17 protein-coding genes and 1 other RNA gene are annotated in these 14,398 nt (G+C 37.8%); 10 read left to right on the top strand and 8 right to left on the bottom strand.

Annotated features, from left to right (window positions below; genetic code table 11):
* Nucleotides 1-117: 117 nt before the first annotated feature.
* Together lon and I7H67_RS00795 are read right to left on the bottom strand one after the other, a co-directional pair.
* Nucleotides 118-2,547, bottom strand: a complete 2,430-nt coding sequence (gene lon, locus I7H67_RS00800) for an endopeptidase La (protein ID WP_005303397.1) — start codon at nt 2,545-2,547, stop codon at nt 118-120.
* Nucleotides 2,548-2,992: 445 nt separating this feature from the next.
* The gene (locus tag I7H67_RS00795; protein ID WP_198306842.1) at nt 2,993-3,577 is read right to left on the bottom strand and encodes a 5-formyltetrahydrofolate cyclo-ligase; all 585 of its coding nucleotides are present in this window, start codon (nt 3,575-3,577) and stop codon (nt 2,993-2,995) included.
* 223 nt (nt 3,578-3,800) lie between these two features.
* On the opposite strand from I7H67_RS00795, the gene I7H67_RS00790 reads away from it, so the two are divergent.
* The 3 genes from I7H67_RS00790 (at nt 3,801) to I7H67_RS00780 (ending at nt 4,785) form a co-directional block, all read left to right on the top strand.
* Nucleotides 3,801-4,145 (top strand): hypothetical protein, encoded by a 345-nt coding sequence (locus tag I7H67_RS00790; RefSeq protein ID WP_005303401.1) that lies wholly within the window; start codon nt 3,801-3,803, stop codon nt 4,143-4,145.
* A gap of 113 nt (nt 4,146-4,258) precedes the next feature.
* A complete protein-coding gene (locus I7H67_RS00785) occupies nt 4,259-4,372 on the top strand; it encodes a hypothetical protein (RefSeq protein ID WP_198306841.1) in 114 nt (37 codons plus the stop codon).
* Between the two features lie 92 nt (nt 4,373-4,464).
* Nucleotides 4,465-4,785, top strand: a complete 321-nt coding sequence (locus tag I7H67_RS00780; protein ID WP_198306840.1) for a hypothetical protein — start codon at nt 4,465-4,467, stop codon at nt 4,783-4,785.
* Between the two features lie 132 nt (nt 4,786-4,917).
* Here the strand turns inward: I7H67_RS00780 and ssrS are convergent.
* The 3 genes from ssrS to I7H67_RS00765 form a co-directional block, all read right to left on the bottom strand.
* Nucleotides 4,918-5,101, bottom strand: a non-coding RNA gene (gene ssrS / locus I7H67_RS00775) — 6S RNA.
* A 188-nt stretch (nt 5,102-5,289) separates the two neighbouring features.
* Complete coding sequence (locus tag I7H67_RS00770; protein WP_003652859.1) at nt 5,290-5,574, bottom strand: cell division protein ZapA; 285 nt, start codon at nt 5,572-5,574, stop codon at nt 5,290-5,292.
* A complete protein-coding gene (locus I7H67_RS00765) occupies nt 5,571-6,131 on the bottom strand; it encodes a hypothetical protein (RefSeq protein WP_003652857.1) in 561 nt (186 codons plus the stop codon). The genes I7H67_RS00770 and I7H67_RS00765 overlap by 4 nt, the downstream gene beginning before the upstream one ends.
* Nucleotides 6,132-6,195: 64 nt before the next feature.
* Here I7H67_RS00765 and I7H67_RS00760 point away from each other — a divergent pair, with 64 nt between their 5' ends.
* The 5 genes from I7H67_RS00760 to I7H67_RS00740 all read left to right on the top strand — a co-directional run bounded on the left by I7H67_RS00760 (nt 6,196) and on the right by I7H67_RS00740 (nt 11,139).
* Nucleotides 6,196-6,825 carry a UPF0149 family protein gene (locus I7H67_RS00760; protein ID WP_005303405.1) on the top strand — a complete coding sequence of 210 codons (630 nt, stop codon included), beginning with the start codon at nt 6,196-6,198 and terminating at the stop codon, nt 6,823-6,825.
* Between the two features lie 67 nt (nt 6,826-6,892).
* Nucleotides 6,893-8,212, top strand: coding sequence for a Xaa-Pro aminopeptidase (gene pepP, locus I7H67_RS00755; RefSeq protein WP_198306839.1), 1,320 nt, complete (start codon nt 6,893-6,895; stop codon nt 8,210-8,212).
* A 31-nt stretch (nt 8,213-8,243) separates the two neighbouring features.
* On the top strand, nt 8,244-9,452 hold the full coding sequence (locus I7H67_RS00750) for an FAD-dependent monooxygenase (protein ID WP_198306838.1): 1,209 nt from the start codon (nt 8,244-8,246) through the stop codon (nt 9,450-9,452).
* Nucleotides 9,449-10,681, top strand: a complete 1,233-nt coding sequence (locus tag I7H67_RS00745) for an FAD-dependent monooxygenase (RefSeq protein ID WP_198306837.1) — start codon at nt 9,449-9,451, stop codon at nt 10,679-10,681. The genes I7H67_RS00750 and I7H67_RS00745 overlap by 4 nt, the downstream gene beginning before the upstream one ends.
* Nucleotides 10,682-10,887: 206 nt before the next feature.
* Nucleotides 10,888-11,139, top strand: a complete 252-nt coding sequence (locus tag I7H67_RS00740; protein ID WP_005303414.1) for a hypothetical protein — start codon at nt 10,888-10,890, stop codon at nt 11,137-11,139.
* A gap of 60 nt (nt 11,140-11,199) precedes the next feature.
* Here the strand turns inward: I7H67_RS00740 and I7H67_RS00735 are convergent, their stop codons facing one another.
* Nucleotides 11,200-11,601: a MerR family transcriptional regulator gene (locus I7H67_RS00735; protein ID WP_198306836.1), complete on the bottom strand. Its 402-nt coding sequence runs from the start codon at nt 11,599-11,601 to the stop codon at nt 11,200-11,202.
* Nucleotides 11,602-11,666: 65 nt separating this feature from the next.
* Here I7H67_RS00735 and I7H67_RS00730 point away from each other — a divergent pair, with 65 nt between their 5' ends.
* The gene (locus tag I7H67_RS00730) at nt 11,667-12,308 is read left to right on the top strand and encodes a cation transporter (RefSeq protein ID WP_198306835.1); all 642 of its coding nucleotides are present in this window, start codon (nt 11,667-11,669) and stop codon (nt 12,306-12,308) included.
* 56 nt (nt 12,309-12,364) lie between these two features.
* On the opposite strand, the gene I7H67_RS00725 is transcribed toward I7H67_RS00730, so the two are convergent.
* Complete coding sequence (locus I7H67_RS00725; RefSeq protein WP_004793913.1) at nt 12,365-12,967, bottom strand: LysE/ArgO family amino acid transporter; 603 nt, start codon at nt 12,965-12,967, stop codon at nt 12,365-12,367.
* A gap of 105 nt (nt 12,968-13,072) precedes the next feature.
* On the opposite strand from I7H67_RS00725, the gene I7H67_RS00720 reads away from it, so the two are divergent.
* Nucleotides 13,073-13,963 carry a LysR family transcriptional regulator ArgP gene (locus tag I7H67_RS00720; RefSeq protein WP_198306834.1) on the top strand — a complete coding sequence of 297 codons (891 nt, stop codon included), beginning with the start codon at nt 13,073-13,075 and terminating at the stop codon, nt 13,961-13,963.
* Between the two features lie 2 nt (nt 13,964-13,965).
* Here I7H67_RS00720 and I7H67_RS00715 read toward each other — a convergent pair whose 3' ends face one another.
* The gene (locus tag I7H67_RS00715) at nt 13,966-14,352 is read right to left on the bottom strand and encodes a hemin receptor (protein ID WP_198306833.1); all 387 of its coding nucleotides are present in this window, start codon (nt 14,350-14,352) and stop codon (nt 13,966-13,968) included.
* Nucleotides 14,353-14,398: the final 46 nt, after the last annotated feature.

Here is a 14,398-nt window from a genome sequence, read left to right as displayed (position 1 = left end):
AATACTTAATTTAATTAAATACTCTTAATACCTATTATGAGGATGGTTGGATATTTTTCAATCAAATTGTGTAACAAAAAAAAGAGAGCCGAAGCTCTCTTTTTTTTCACACTTTAATTAGTGACGTGCTGCTTTTGAACCTTCCACCGGTTTTACAATCGGTGTTTTAGGTAAAGGCTTTGGCATCGAAACTAATGCTAAAGGCAAGATGTCATCAATACTTTTCACAGCTTTGATTTCTAAACCTTCTTTAACATTGGCTGGAATTTCTGCCAAATCACGAACGTTATCTTGTGGAATAAATACAAGTTTAATTCCACCACGGTGTGCTGCAAGAAGTTTTTCTTTTAAGCCACCAATACGCATTGCACGACCACCTAAGCTTGTTTCACCAGTCATTGCAATATCAGGACGAATCGCAATACCTGTAAATGCTGATACAAGCGCAGTTGTTAATGCTAAACCAGCAGATGGACCATCTTTTGGTGTTGCACCTTCTGGTAAGTGAACGTGTACATCAGTTTCTTCAAAACGAGAAGCTTCAATACCTAGTTCATCGGCACGCGTGCGTACTAAAGTCATTGCTGTAGTAATAGATTCTTTCATTACATCACCAAGTGAACCGGTTGTAATGAATTTACCTTTACCTTTGACAGCTGCAACTTCAATGGTAAGTAACTCACCACCTACAGATGTCCAAGCTAGACCATTTACGCGGCCTACTTGCGCTTCATCTTCTGCAATACCAAAGTCAAACTTGTGTGGACCTAAGTATTCTGGAAGATTGGCAGAAGTCACATCAAGTTGTAAGTTTTTAGACTTTTTACTTACTGCTTCTTTTACCACTTTACGCGCAATTTTAGACACTTCACGTTCTAAACTACGTACACCCGCTTCACGTGTATAGCGCTGAACAATATCACGAATCGCTTCTTCATGAATTGTTAACTCTTTTGCACGCAGACCATTGTTCTTAATCGCTTTTGGAACAAGGTAACGCTCAGCAATGTTAACTTTTTCATCTTCGGTATAACCCGGTAGACGAATAACTTCCATACGGTCAAGCAATGCCTCAGGAATATTCATGCTGTTTGCAGTACAGATAAACATCACCTCAGATAGGTCAAGATCAAGATCTAAATAGTGATCGTTGAACTTACTGTTTTGTGATGGATCTAATACTTCAAGTAATGCAGAAGCAGGATCACCACGGTAGTCTTGTGCCATCTTGTCAATTTCGTCGAGTAAGAACAGTGGGTTCTTCACGCCAACTTTTGTTAAAGACTGCACGATTTTACCTGGCATCGCACCAATATAAGTACGACGGTGACCACGAATTTCAGCTTCGTCACGTACGCCACCGAGTGCCATACGAACAAACTCACGACCTGTTGCTTTCGCAACTGATTCACCAAGCGAAGTTTTACCTACACCAGGAGGGCCTACTAAACATAGGATCGGGCCTTTGAGTTTTTTAACACGAGACTGAACAGCTAAGTATTCAACAATACGATCTTTAACGTCATCTAAGCCGTAGTGATCGGTATCAAGAATCTCTTGAGCTTTCGCAAGGTTAATGCTGACTTTGCTCGCCTTATTCCACGGCGTATCTAAAATTACTTCTAGATAGTTACGTACAACAGCCGCTTCACTAGATGCAGGTTGCATTGCTTTAAGCTTACGGAACTCAGCTTCAGCTTTTTTACGTACATGTTCAGGTAAATCGGCTTCAGTAAGACGTTTTTCTATTTCAGCAACGTCATCTTCAGCGCCACCATTCATGTCAGAAAGTTCACGTTGAATGACTTTCATTTTTTCATTTAGAAAGTATTCACGTTGGTTTTTTTCCATTTGGCGTTTTACGCTGTCATGCAAAGTTTGTTCAATTTGCTGTTCGGCAGATTGATTTACCAAGTAGCTCATAAGCTCTTGCAAATGTGCTTCAAATTCATCGTGCTCTAAAAACTTCTGTTTAATTTCAATATTTAGAGGTACACGTGTTGCCACGAAGAACATAAGCTGTAGCAAGTCTTCAATTTTATTAGCAGCTGCAACCAGTTCACGTGCATTGCGTAATTTTGCTTCAGCATATTGAGCAAATAAATTACGCAACTCTTGTAAACGAGTCTCTTGAGTAGCTTTATCTACGTTAATTGTCATTGGACTTAAGCTATGCTCAGCAGTCAAATGGCTATCTTCATCGATAATTTTTTCAAGCTTAGAGCGCTGTAGCCCTTCAATCAGTACTTTTATACAGTTTTCATCATTCTCATGATTTACAACCTGAACAATCTTAGCGACAGTTCCGTACTGATAAAGGTTATCGTGATCAATATCTTCTGTAAGCGAATCTTTTTGCGCAACTACAAATACTAAATTGTCACTGTTACGAGCCACATCAACTGCATTGATCGATTTTTCACGACCCACGAATAACGCAATTTGCATGTGTGGGTAGACCACTACATCACGTAACGCTAAAAGTGGTAATACACTTGGAACCTGAGGCTCTAAGTCAGTTTTTTCATTCATAATAAGTTCAGACATGGGCACTCCTAATGAGTGACAACGAGGTTGCCATGTTTTTTATAGTGATGTGTATTTCAAAAATTACAAGGGCCTCTCTATAGAAAATGTGGAAAAAATGACTAATTTAGTCAACTTTTTTATTAAAATATTATGAATCAACGGATTAATTCTTAAGAAGAATAAAATTTTGTAGAAAGGATAGGTAATTTAGCTTAATAATTATGAAATATTCATATAGTAGAAAAGACGTTTGGATGGAAAATAACCATTTTCTTATGTCATTTATCGGCATTGTATAATTAACAATAATGCAAAACTTATTTAATATTGAACATTAAATAGCCGTGTTACTATAAGTTGGTAAAACGGTCTGTCACGTAGAAGTAACCATCCTTAGGGTGGTTACTTTTATGATTTTAGGGGCATTAAAAACTTAAGACTAATTTTAATTTTCATATAGATATTATCTTTTAAAATAATAAATATGTTGAGGGGTAAGTAAAGCATCTAAGGGTTGATCCCAACTTTGACGTTTTAAAGTATGTTCAATAAATTGAAATTGATGAGCCATTCCCAAACGATAAGGTCTATGTTTTGCGCTTGCTAATGTACGGTCATAATAGCCGCCTCCCATACCAATACGTGTTCCGTAGTGATCACAAGCTAAAAGTGGCATCAACAGTAAATCAAGTTTTGATACATGTTTTCCTCTTGTTGCCATGGGTTCTTTCATACCCAACGGATGATGTGAAAAGCGTCGATTTAAATATTGGTTTTTAGATATTTTTACCCAAACTAAACGTTGATTCATAGAGCAAATCATAGGTAAATAAACTTGTTTATTTTTTTGAAAACATAACTTTATGAGCAGTTCTGTATGAACTTCTCCGAAGGCGTGCAGGTATAAACCAATTTTTTTTGATGAATGAAAAATAGCAAGACTGTTTAAATGATGGAGAACATTAAGCTGAGCTTTTTTTTGCTCCAATGGGGACAAAAAGCGTCTTTTAGATCTTAAATTTTTTCTAATAAAACTAAGTTCATTCATGGGTAAATCTAACAAAGATTTGAGATCAGTCGAGCAAAATTATACCTATTTTTCTTAAGATTTATGGAAATAGAGAACTAATTAAGAAATAACTTTAAATTTACTTGATGCGAGGTATATTCTTTAGCGATAAAAAATTCTATTTCTTTACGTATTACCAGTATTTATTTACATTTAATCAGATAAGAATATTTAAAAGGATGAATGTGAAATTGTTAAGCCTATGAAGTTAAAAATTTTAACCATTACAATAAGCGCCGTATTGATGCTAGGCGGGTGTACAAAACAAACAGAACCTGAAGCTGCTGAAGTTGACTATAAAGCTCAATTTGAAGAGTCTGACCGTAAAATTGGAGAGTTTTTAGATCAACTGGATAATCCGAATACACCACAAGAAGTTAAAGTCAAAATCTTGTGCCATGACTATCCTGAGGTTTATAAGACCCAATATATGCCTGCATTAATTAAAATTTCACCTAAACCTTATACCGAAGAAAAATTATTGTCAGATTTGAAGAGTGCAACTGATTACTACAAAGATGCCTTTGCGATTCGGTGTAACCAATAATTAATTGATGTTTTAGCTCTCAAAAAATCTGATAAGTGTGAATTGATTGGCATTATTAAGTTGTGGTAAATTTCATTTTGTCTTTATAGTTGCTAATTTAGGGGGTTCTAGATATGGAAATCTTGAAATTCTTACAGAGTTTTAATACGGTTGGTACATACTTAACGATTGCTTCAACTGCTTTAGCTGGGCTTATTATTTATTTTTACGTGATTAATCCAGCGTAATCTTTTAAAAAGAAATAGTAAGAAATCTTCTATTTCTTTTTTTATAATTAAATTTTGTTATAAATTTCAAACTATAAAAATAAGGTAGGATCATGAAGTTTAAATTATTTATTCTTAGTTTTTTAGCTTTAGGATGTCATGCCGACGACAATGTAAGAGATCCTGATATTTGTAATGTAGTAAAAAAAGTCGCTTATACTGTCATGGAAGCACGTCAACAAAAAGTTCCATCTCAAGATTTGCAACAGATAGCGAATGGTCTTGAAGACCCAGAAGCCAAACAACTTTACCAAGATTTAATTAACTCGGCTTACTCTGCCAAAATATTTAGAACCAGTTTCTTTAAAAGAAAGGCAATAGAAGATTTTCAAGCAGGCTGGTATGAAGAGTGTCTGAGTAGAAATGAAAAATAATATTAGAGAAGGCGGAGTAGATTAATCAGATAAGCTGCAATTTAATGTTTAAAAAGAAAATTTTAGACTGAAAGGTCTGTATGGAAAGCTAAATTAAAATAAATATTTTGAATTTTTCTTAAAGTTAAAACTAAATGCTCCGAAGATGCCGCTGCATGTGTCGTTACCCTGAACCCGATGAGTTCAAGGTGGACGCGACGTATACTTGCTGGGTTTCCTACACGAGGGTAGGCATACACTCTAAATATACAGAACACATCCATAAGTTTAAGTATCGGCAGGGGAATAGACCCGCTGGCGAACATCCCAGAGACAGTTTAAGTATAACCGATCTGACCATGTTGGCAATCACCTAAACCTCTGGAACTGTAAACTTAGTTTGCGTTTGATGAAGCTTTGTACATTAACAGGCATAAAGTAATTTCAATTACGCTTAATAGTGCCAATAAAAAACGCCTTGCATCTATTATTCATAGAGCAAGGCGTTTTTGTATGGATAATTTATTAAACAATTTGTTCAACATCATCCAATATCGTTTGCAGTAAACGTTCACAATGAGTGTATTCTTGCAAAGACTTATTAAGGCTCAATACTTCTTGAGTCAATTGTAGAGCAACCATAATGACCAGTTTGTTGTGCTCAACACGTGGAGCACTACGACGCATCTCATTAAATTTCTCATTGAGAAGTTCTGCTGCACGTTCAAGTTCATCTTTTTTGTCTAAAGTAGTCGCGAGTCTAAAGGTCTGCTCAATCAGCCTAAGCTCTACCATGACTTGTTCACTCATGATTGGGTCTCCTCACCAGTTTCAGCATTAGGATGGGCAAGCTGCTGAATTTCTTGAGCATGCTGATCTTGAGCAGTGCCTAAAATTCCTAAACGTTGAATAATGGCTTCAACTTTTGATTTAGCAAGCTCATTTTTTTGTAACAAACGATCACGATCTTGTTGTAAATCATGAAGCTCTTGTTGAGTTTGACGCTGGTGGGCTTGTAACTTTTCTTTTGCGACACGTAATTCATTGCGCTCGGCAAGAATTTCTTGAAAACGATTTTTTAAGTCAGTCGTACTTTTTTCTAATCGGCTATAACGTTCCGCAAGTGTGTTAGCATCCTGATTCAACTGTTGAAATTGACCTTTTAACTGAGATAGTTGCTCAGTTACCGACTCAATTTCCTCTTGTTTTTTAGTGATAATACTATTTTTTTGCACAACTTGTGCGTGATGCTCTGTTTCAGCCAGTTCTTTAGCTTCTGAGAGTGCCGCATGTTCACTCTCTAAATGATGTAAGCGTGTTTTTAATACGCTAATATGCGCTTGTAGCCGCTGTAATTGTTCTAACATAACGAGGTCGCACAGAATTGCAATCAAAGGTAATATATACAAAGTATAGAGATTGGATAAACGAATGCAAGACGATATTTCAGGCTGGACAGATTGGAACGCTCATTTTGAAGGAATTGAAGAAATTTCAAGCCCTAGTGAGTTACATGGTCTATTAACAGGTATTGTTTGTGTGACAGAAGCGCCGACGCGTGAACAATGGTCACAAATTTTAACAACCCTTAATGTGCCAGAGTTAAGTGAAGATGCTCTAACGCTTTTAACTGATGAAGCAGAAGATGTTATTCATGCGTTATCTGAAGATGAATTAGATTATTTACCTATGCTTCCTGACGATGACCATCTACTTCAAGAGCGTGTACAAGCTTTATCAGATTGGTGTGCAGGCGTTGTATTAGGTTTTGGATTGGCATCGGGTCATATTCGTCCAGATGAGCTTGAGTTGATTGAGAACCTTCAAGATATTGCAGCAGTCGAATTTGAAGACTCTGACAATGATGAAGAAGGTGAAAGCAGCTACGAAGAGTTATATGAATTTGTACGCTTAATTCCTGTAAGTTTGTCTATTGGCAGAAAAAAAATTACTGTAGCTGAAAGTTCTTTATTGAAAAAATTTCATGCAAAAAGTAAATCTGCTGCGTTAGATACAGAACAAAATATTGTAGAAATGTTTACTCCACATCGCCCAAGCTAATTGAGGCGATGTGTTATTGGTTGTATTTTATTTTTTGACTTTAAAATTCTAAATCAAGTAGATCATTATGAAATTGCCTCAAGCTGATTTTCGACATCGTAGAGACCGTCTGGCAGAAAAAATGGGTCCAAACAGCATTGCAATTATTGCAACGCGTGAAGAAATGTACCGTAATCGTGATGCGGATTATAAATTCCGTGCCGATAGTAGTTTTTTCTATTTGACGGGCTTTGCTGAGCCTGAGGCAGTTGCTGTTATTGAAACCTTCGACGATGAAGACTATAGCTATAGTCTTTTTTGCCGTGAACGTAATCGCGAGATGGAAATCTGGAATGGTTTCCGTGCTGGAGTTGATGGTGCAGTTGAAGACTACGATGCTGATGAAGCATATGTAATTGATTTGCTTGATGAAGAAATTATTGAAAAATTATTAAATAAAGAGCGTCTTTATTATCGGATTGGGCACGATGCTGAGTTTGACGCGCGAGTGAGCCAGTGGATTAAAAAAGCAGATGCCGAGCACCGACATGAAAACGCTCCCGCTCAATTGCTACAGCTCGACCGTATTGTTGATGAAATGCGTTTAGTTAAGTCACCACAAGAACTTGAGCTAATGCAAATTGCTGCAAATATTAGTGCTGAAGCACATACGCGTGCGATGCAAACGGTGCACCCAGAAATGATGGAATATGCTCTTGAAGCTGAACTCAATTATATTTTTGGGAAAAATGGCTGTGTTCCGTCTTATAACAGTATTGTAGGCGGTGGAGCTAATGCTTGTGTTTTACATTATGTTGAAAATAACAAGCCACTCAAAGATGGTGATTTAGTCTTAATTGATGCTGCATGTGAATATGAATTCTATGCTTCTGATATTACTCGTACTTTTCCAGTCAATGGTAAATTTAGTGCTGAACAAAAAGCATTATATGAAGTTGTATTGGCTGCCCAATATGCAGCGATTGACGCAGTTCGTATTGGTAATTCATACCGTGAACCTCATGAAATAGCAGTTAAAATTTTAACTGAAGGTCTAGTTAATTTAGGTTTACTCAAAGGTGATGTTAACGAACTCATCGAAACTGAAGCATACCGTCAGTTTTATATGCATGGTACAGGTCATTGGCTAGGTATGGATGTACACGATGTCGGGTCTTACAAAAAAGGTGAAGACTGGCGTCAATATGAAGAGGGTATGGTGATTACAGTTGAACCTGGTTTATATATCGCACCAGATGATGAAACTGTAGATGAAAAATGGCGTGGTATTGGTATCCGTATTGAAGATGATGTGATCGCAACTTCGAAAGGACCACGAGTTTTAACTGCTAATGTGGTTAAAGATATTGCAGATATTGAACATTTAATGGCGCAAGCTAAAGCATAATTAAACGTTTTCGCCAAAGGAGCAAAACTCGATGCAACAACAAGTGATTATTGTAGGTGGGGGCATGGTGGGTTTGAGCCTTTCACTCATGCTCGCGAAGGCTAATATTGCGGTAAAGCTATTAGAAGCTGTGAAATACCCAAACTATGATGATCAAAATGTTGCTCCTTACCATTCGAGTTTTGATGCGCGTAATACGGCTTTATCGCGTCGTAGCGTACAGATTTATCAGAAGCTAGGGTTATGGGATGCATTACAGCAACATGCGACCCCAATTTTGCAGGTCCACATTACTGAGCAAGGCAGTTTTGGTAAAGCACGTTTAATTGCAGAACAAGAGAAAGTCGAAAGCTTTGGTCAGGTAATTGAAAATGCTTGGCTTGGGCGTGTGCTTTTAACTCAAGTACGTCAGCAACCTTTGATTGAACTCATTGATGGTGTACAGGTTACCGCTTTAACTCAAGATGCCGAACAAGTACATATTGAAGCTTTACGTGGTGAGGAAACCTTAAAACTTGAGTCAAAACTATTAATTGCGGCTGATGGACGTGATTCTTTTTGTCGTCAGGCAATTGGCGTGGGTGTGGATGTTCACGATTATGATCAGGTTGCAATTGTGACTACGGTTCAGACATCCAAACCACATGGACAGATAGGTTTTGAACGGTTTAGCGCATTAGGTCCTTTAGCCTTATTACCTCTACCGGGTGAGTACCGCCGCTCAGTGGTGTGGCCTGTGAAAAAAGGCACTGAAAATGAATGGTTGGGCGATGAAAATGACCAGCATTTCTTAAGTGCTTTACAACAAACTTACGGTGACCGAGCAGGTAAATTTGAAAAAACGGGTAAACGTTTTAGTTATCCGCTTTCGCAAGTGCTTGCACATAAACAAGCTGTTGGTCGCGTTATTCTAATGGGTAATGCAGCGCATACAATTCATCCGGTTGCAGGGCAAGGTTTTAATTTGTGCTTACGTGATGCAGATGTTTTAGTACGTTATTTAGTGAACCAATTAACTACTTCTGATGATTTAGGTAACCCTGATAACTTACTGGCCTATGAGCAAGCTCGTTTATCAGATCAGCAGCGCGTAATTAAGTTCTGTGACACTGTAGTTCGTGGTTTTAGTAACCAAAATCCATTATTAAAATTAATTCGTAATACGGGATTAATTGCGTTTGATGTCATTCCAGGTGTAAAACCATTAGTGGCTAACTATGCAATGGGGTTAAAAGCATGAGTGAAGTGTTGGATGTCGTCATTGTTGGTGGTGGATTGGTTGGTGGTTTAACTGCTTTATTACTTGCGCAAGGTGGCGTACAACCCACAGTGCTTGATGCGGCTCCTGTGCTTGATGTTGAAAAAACATTAAGCGTGATGAATCCACGTGTTTTAGCACTTAGCCAAGCGACCATTCATTTGCTTAAAACGGTAAATGTTTGGGATGATCTTGCACGTCAAATTCCTTATACAGGCATGCAGGTCTGGAATCTTAATGGCTACGGTGAAATTAATTTTGGTCAAGATTCTGCACGTCAGCCTTTAGCTGAGCAAGCCTTGGGTTCTATGGTGGAGCCCAGTGTACTGAACGTTGCCATTCAGCAAAAAATGTTGCAGCAGCTTACAGATTACCGTACTCAAGTTCGTGTTACACGTATTGAGCAAGGTGTTGGATGTTGGCATATTCAATTAGCAGATGGTACGACACTTAAAACTAAACTTCTTATTGGTGCAGATGGTGCGAATTCATTTGTACGCGAACAGGCTTTTATTGACCTCGATGTACTAGATTACAAACAAGCAGCTATTAGCTGTGCAATCAGAACAGCAAAGCCTCATCATTATGTTGCCCGCCAAATTTTCCTACCTACAGGACCTTTGGCATATTTACCAATGGCAAGTCTTGAAGAAACGCAAAATGGATATTGGCAATCGATTGTCTGGACACTACCAGATGATTATGCCGATGAATATTCAGCTTTAAACGATACAGCATTTATGCAGCTTTTAACTCAAGAAAGCCAACACATGTTGGGTGAGGTGTTAGAAGTTCGTTCAAGAGCACAATTTCCGCTCAAAGCTCGCGCTGCAAAACAATATGTAAAAGCAGGTTTAGCTTTGATTGGTGATGCAGCACATGTGATTCATCCACTTGCTGGGCAAGGAGTAAATATTGGCTGTCTTGATGCGGCAGTGCTGTGTGATGTATTGCTTCACGATTTAAACCGTGGTGTATGGGCACATGAGCAAACTTTATTGCGCTATGAACATCGCCGTAAAGGTCAGAATGATGCAATGATGCATAGCATGTCGGCAATTGGTTGGCTTGAAAGCAGTGAGTTATTTCCAGTCGTGTGGGCTCGCAATATGGGGCTTAAGCAAGTTGAGCTGACACCGGTTTTAAAAGACCGATTTATGCAACAAGCAAATGGTTTAGGGGCTTTACAAAGTACCCGCTATAAGCATTAAAATATTTACTGGGTCTATACTCTACTGAGTGAATTAAATACAAGTAGATATTTTTTGAACAATCATTTATATATCATTACCAATTTGGTCATAAAAGATACGGAATTGACCAAATTGGCTCTTTGCTAAATGCAAAGAGGTTGCTAAATTTCTGAGGTCTTGGGACCATAGCAATGATGCAATAAAATCATTCTGGGGAGTGTGAAATGTCAGATATCAATGATTATGAAGATGCAGAAGATTCTGCTGTAGATGAAGATGAAGCGAAAGCAGCCGAAAGCGGTGCAGCTGATGAAGAAGCAGGCAGTTTGAGTGATACAGACCTTGCCGAAGCAGAAACGCTGACTGTAACTGCTAAACAGAAACAGCGCCAAGCGTTGGAAGATGAAGTTGCCGCATTTTTAGCTCGAGGTGGTAGAATTACCGAAGTTCCTCCTGATGAACATAGCGACCATTAATCTTAAAAAAGCATCACATGAGTGGTGCTTTTTTATTTGTATGAATTTATCAAAATAGGTTTAAGGCGAGCTTTGCAGTTCTTTTAAAATTCCACACTCATCCACTGTTCGATTGGTAGAGCAGTGCTGTTTTAAATCAATTAAAGAGTCTTTTAAAAGTAATAATCTTTCAATTTTTTCAGTTACTTCATTTAAGTATTTATCTACTAAATTATCAATTTTTGTACATGCCTGTTTAGGCTCAGCTTTCATTTCTTTTAACGTTTTAATATCACTGAGTGAAATATCTAATTCGCGGCAATGTTTAATAAACAATAGGTCGTTGAGGGTCTGCTCGGTGTAAATACGATAATTATTTTCTGAACGTTGGATACGATCAAGTACACCTACTTTTTCGTAATAACGGATCGTATCAATTGGAACATCCGCTTTTTTTGATAATTGACCAATAGAAAGACTCATAAGGCTTGACTCTGGAGCTACTCAAGGGTTTTTAATCACTATAAAAGAGTTCTTGAGGAAATAAAATGGCTGGATGTGGTTGTGTTTCAACATGTTCTCCTTCAAAAAAAGGGAGTCCACGTTTTAGAAAAGCGTTATGGATTGCTCTTGTGATCAATGCGTTGATGTTTGTAGTAGAAATATTGGGTGGTTATAAGGCTCAATCTGTTTCGCTATGGGCCGATGCATTAGATTTTGCCGGAGATGCAGCAAATTATGCATTATCTTTAGTTGTGCTTTCGATGAGTTTATATTGGCGCGCAACAGCTGCATTACTTAAAGGAATAACGATGGCCGCTTTCGGTATTTTTGTTATTGCAAAAGTGGTTTGGTCTTATTTTTATGGTGTTTCACCTGAACCAATGGTCATGGGAGCAATTGGCGTGATGGCTTTAATTGCTAACGTTTCAGTCGCACTTATGCTCTATGCGTACCGTGATGGAGATGCCAATATGCGTTCTGTTTGGTTGTGTAGCAGAAACGATTCTATTGCCAATATTGCTGTGATTTTAGCGGCCGTTGGCGTATTTGGAACAGGTAGTGTATTTCCAGATTTATTTGTTGCCTTTGTAATTGCGTACTTGGGTGTGTCTTCTGGTTACGCTGTCATAAAACAGTCTCAGCAAGAAAGAAAACAGTCAAAACTGGTGTTGGGTTCTCAAGCATAATTTTGAGCGCATAAAAAGTACCATTCGGACATGGTACTTTTTACTGTTTGAATGCATTAGATGAGAAGCGATATTGCGATACTCCACATAACACAACCAATAATGAAATCTAAGATTTTCCATGCTTTAGGATTGATAAATAATGGTTTTAATAATCTTGCGCCATAACCTAAACTGAAAAAGAAAATCCAAGATGCAACAATGCTGCCCAAAGCGAAACTAATTTTGTCTTCTAGCTGAGTTGCAACTGAACCAATCAGAACAATGGTATCTAAATAGACATGTGGGTTAAGCCAAGTAAAGGCAAGACAGGTCACTAGTGCTTGAGTTAAAGTCTGTTTCTGGCTGCTATCAAGCTCCATACTCTGGGTGGTTTTTAAGGCAGCATAGAATGCTTTGGCACCGTAGACCAATAAGAACGTTGCCCCTAAATATTTAGCGACCGTAATTAAGATGGGTGATGCTGTCATGATTTCGGCAAAACCTAACACACCAAACGCGATTAGAATTGAGTCGGACAGCGCACAGATTAAACATAGCCAAAATACGTATTGCTGTTTGAGCCCTTGTTTTAGAACAAAAGCATTTTGAGCTCCAATTGCTACAATAAGGCCGCTACCAATACCGAAACCTTTAAAAAATATACTAAGAGAGAACATAACAATAAGGTGGAAAAATCAGATGTGGGAATTATCTGACTTTTTCTTAAGAAATAAGTAAAATTAAGAATATTTAGGTTTGGCTAAAAAATATTTAGGTTCTATATGTTAGATAGCAAACAGTGTGAAGCCTTTCTTGCAGTCGCAGAAGTGGGAAGTTTTGATGCAGCAGGTGAACATTTATATATTACGCCCTCGGCAGTGTCCTTACGTGTGCAAGCTTTGGAAAAGTATTTAGGCCAAATTTTAATTATCCGTGGGCGACCATGTGTACTCACACAAGCAGGGCAAACATTATTGCAACATTTACGTCATACGAGATTAATGGAGCAAAACTTATTACAAGGTTTGATGGGGAAATCATCTGAATCGGAATTCTATAAGATTGCTCTAGCATCCAATGCAGATTCGCTAGCGACTTGGCTTTTACCGAGCATTCAGCAAACACTTTTTAAAGAAAAAATAATCTTAGAACTAAAAATTGATGATCAATCGCATACGCATACTTTATTAGAAACAGGGCAAGTCAACGCATGCATCTCGGCAGAAGAACAGGTCATATCAGGCTGTTTAGCTCAACCACTCGGGAAAATGCGTTATAAAATGTTGGCTTCTGCTGAGTTTGCAGCTGACTGGTTTAAGCATGGCGTAAACCGAGAAACTTTAAGAAATGCACCAGCTGTAATTTTTAACCATAAAGATCTTATGCATTCAGAGGTATTACTGAAATATTATGGTTTGCCTTTGCAGAGCTATCCTTATAGTTTTATTCCTGCTACAGATGCGTTTGTGAAAGCAATCCAATTAGGTTTGGGATATGGCATGGTGCCTGAACTTCAGGTTCAATCTTTACTAAGCAATGGAACTTTAGTGGATGTTATACCTGAGGCTGGGCTCGACATTCCGTTATATTGGCACCATTGGAAAAGGCAGTCTAAACAGTTGGATGCACTTACGGAAACTATTGTCGAGTCAGCAAAACACATATTGAGATAGTTTTAGAGGTTTCTCTTTAAATGGCGAGTGGAAATATGCTGAATATAAAACTCTATATCTTGTGCTGAGTAACCTAAAAGTTGTCCAATTCTTCGTTCAAGCTCTATGCATTTTTCAAAATTAGTTTCTTTAAATAAAGTTTCAATACACATCATGAGTTCATTTAAATCTGCTAAAGCTGCATCTTTATAGATCAGCATAATTGAAAAGGGTAAAGGTAGAGAAGTTTCAATATCTTTACTCCGCATTGATAAAGTACCTTGTTCGAGATGCTGTAAAAAACTGACAGGTAATAGATCGTAAAATAGAGCGATAGATTTCTCGCCTAAAAGTAATAATTCTAGTTCTTGCCCTTCATGGGGGCCAAGTTTGCCCATTTGTTCAGTCATATTAGTACTCTTATTCTTATATCTTATTATGCAAAATTAACAGATG

It is taken from the genome of Acinetobacter sp. ACIN00229 (assembly GCF_016106645.1).
GTDB classification, from domain to species: domain Bacteria; phylum Pseudomonadota; class Gammaproteobacteria; order Pseudomonadales; family Moraxellaceae; genus Acinetobacter; species Acinetobacter oleivorans.
Note: the sequence above shows the minus strand (reverse complement) of the source record. Positions and strands in the feature narration are given on the sequence as shown.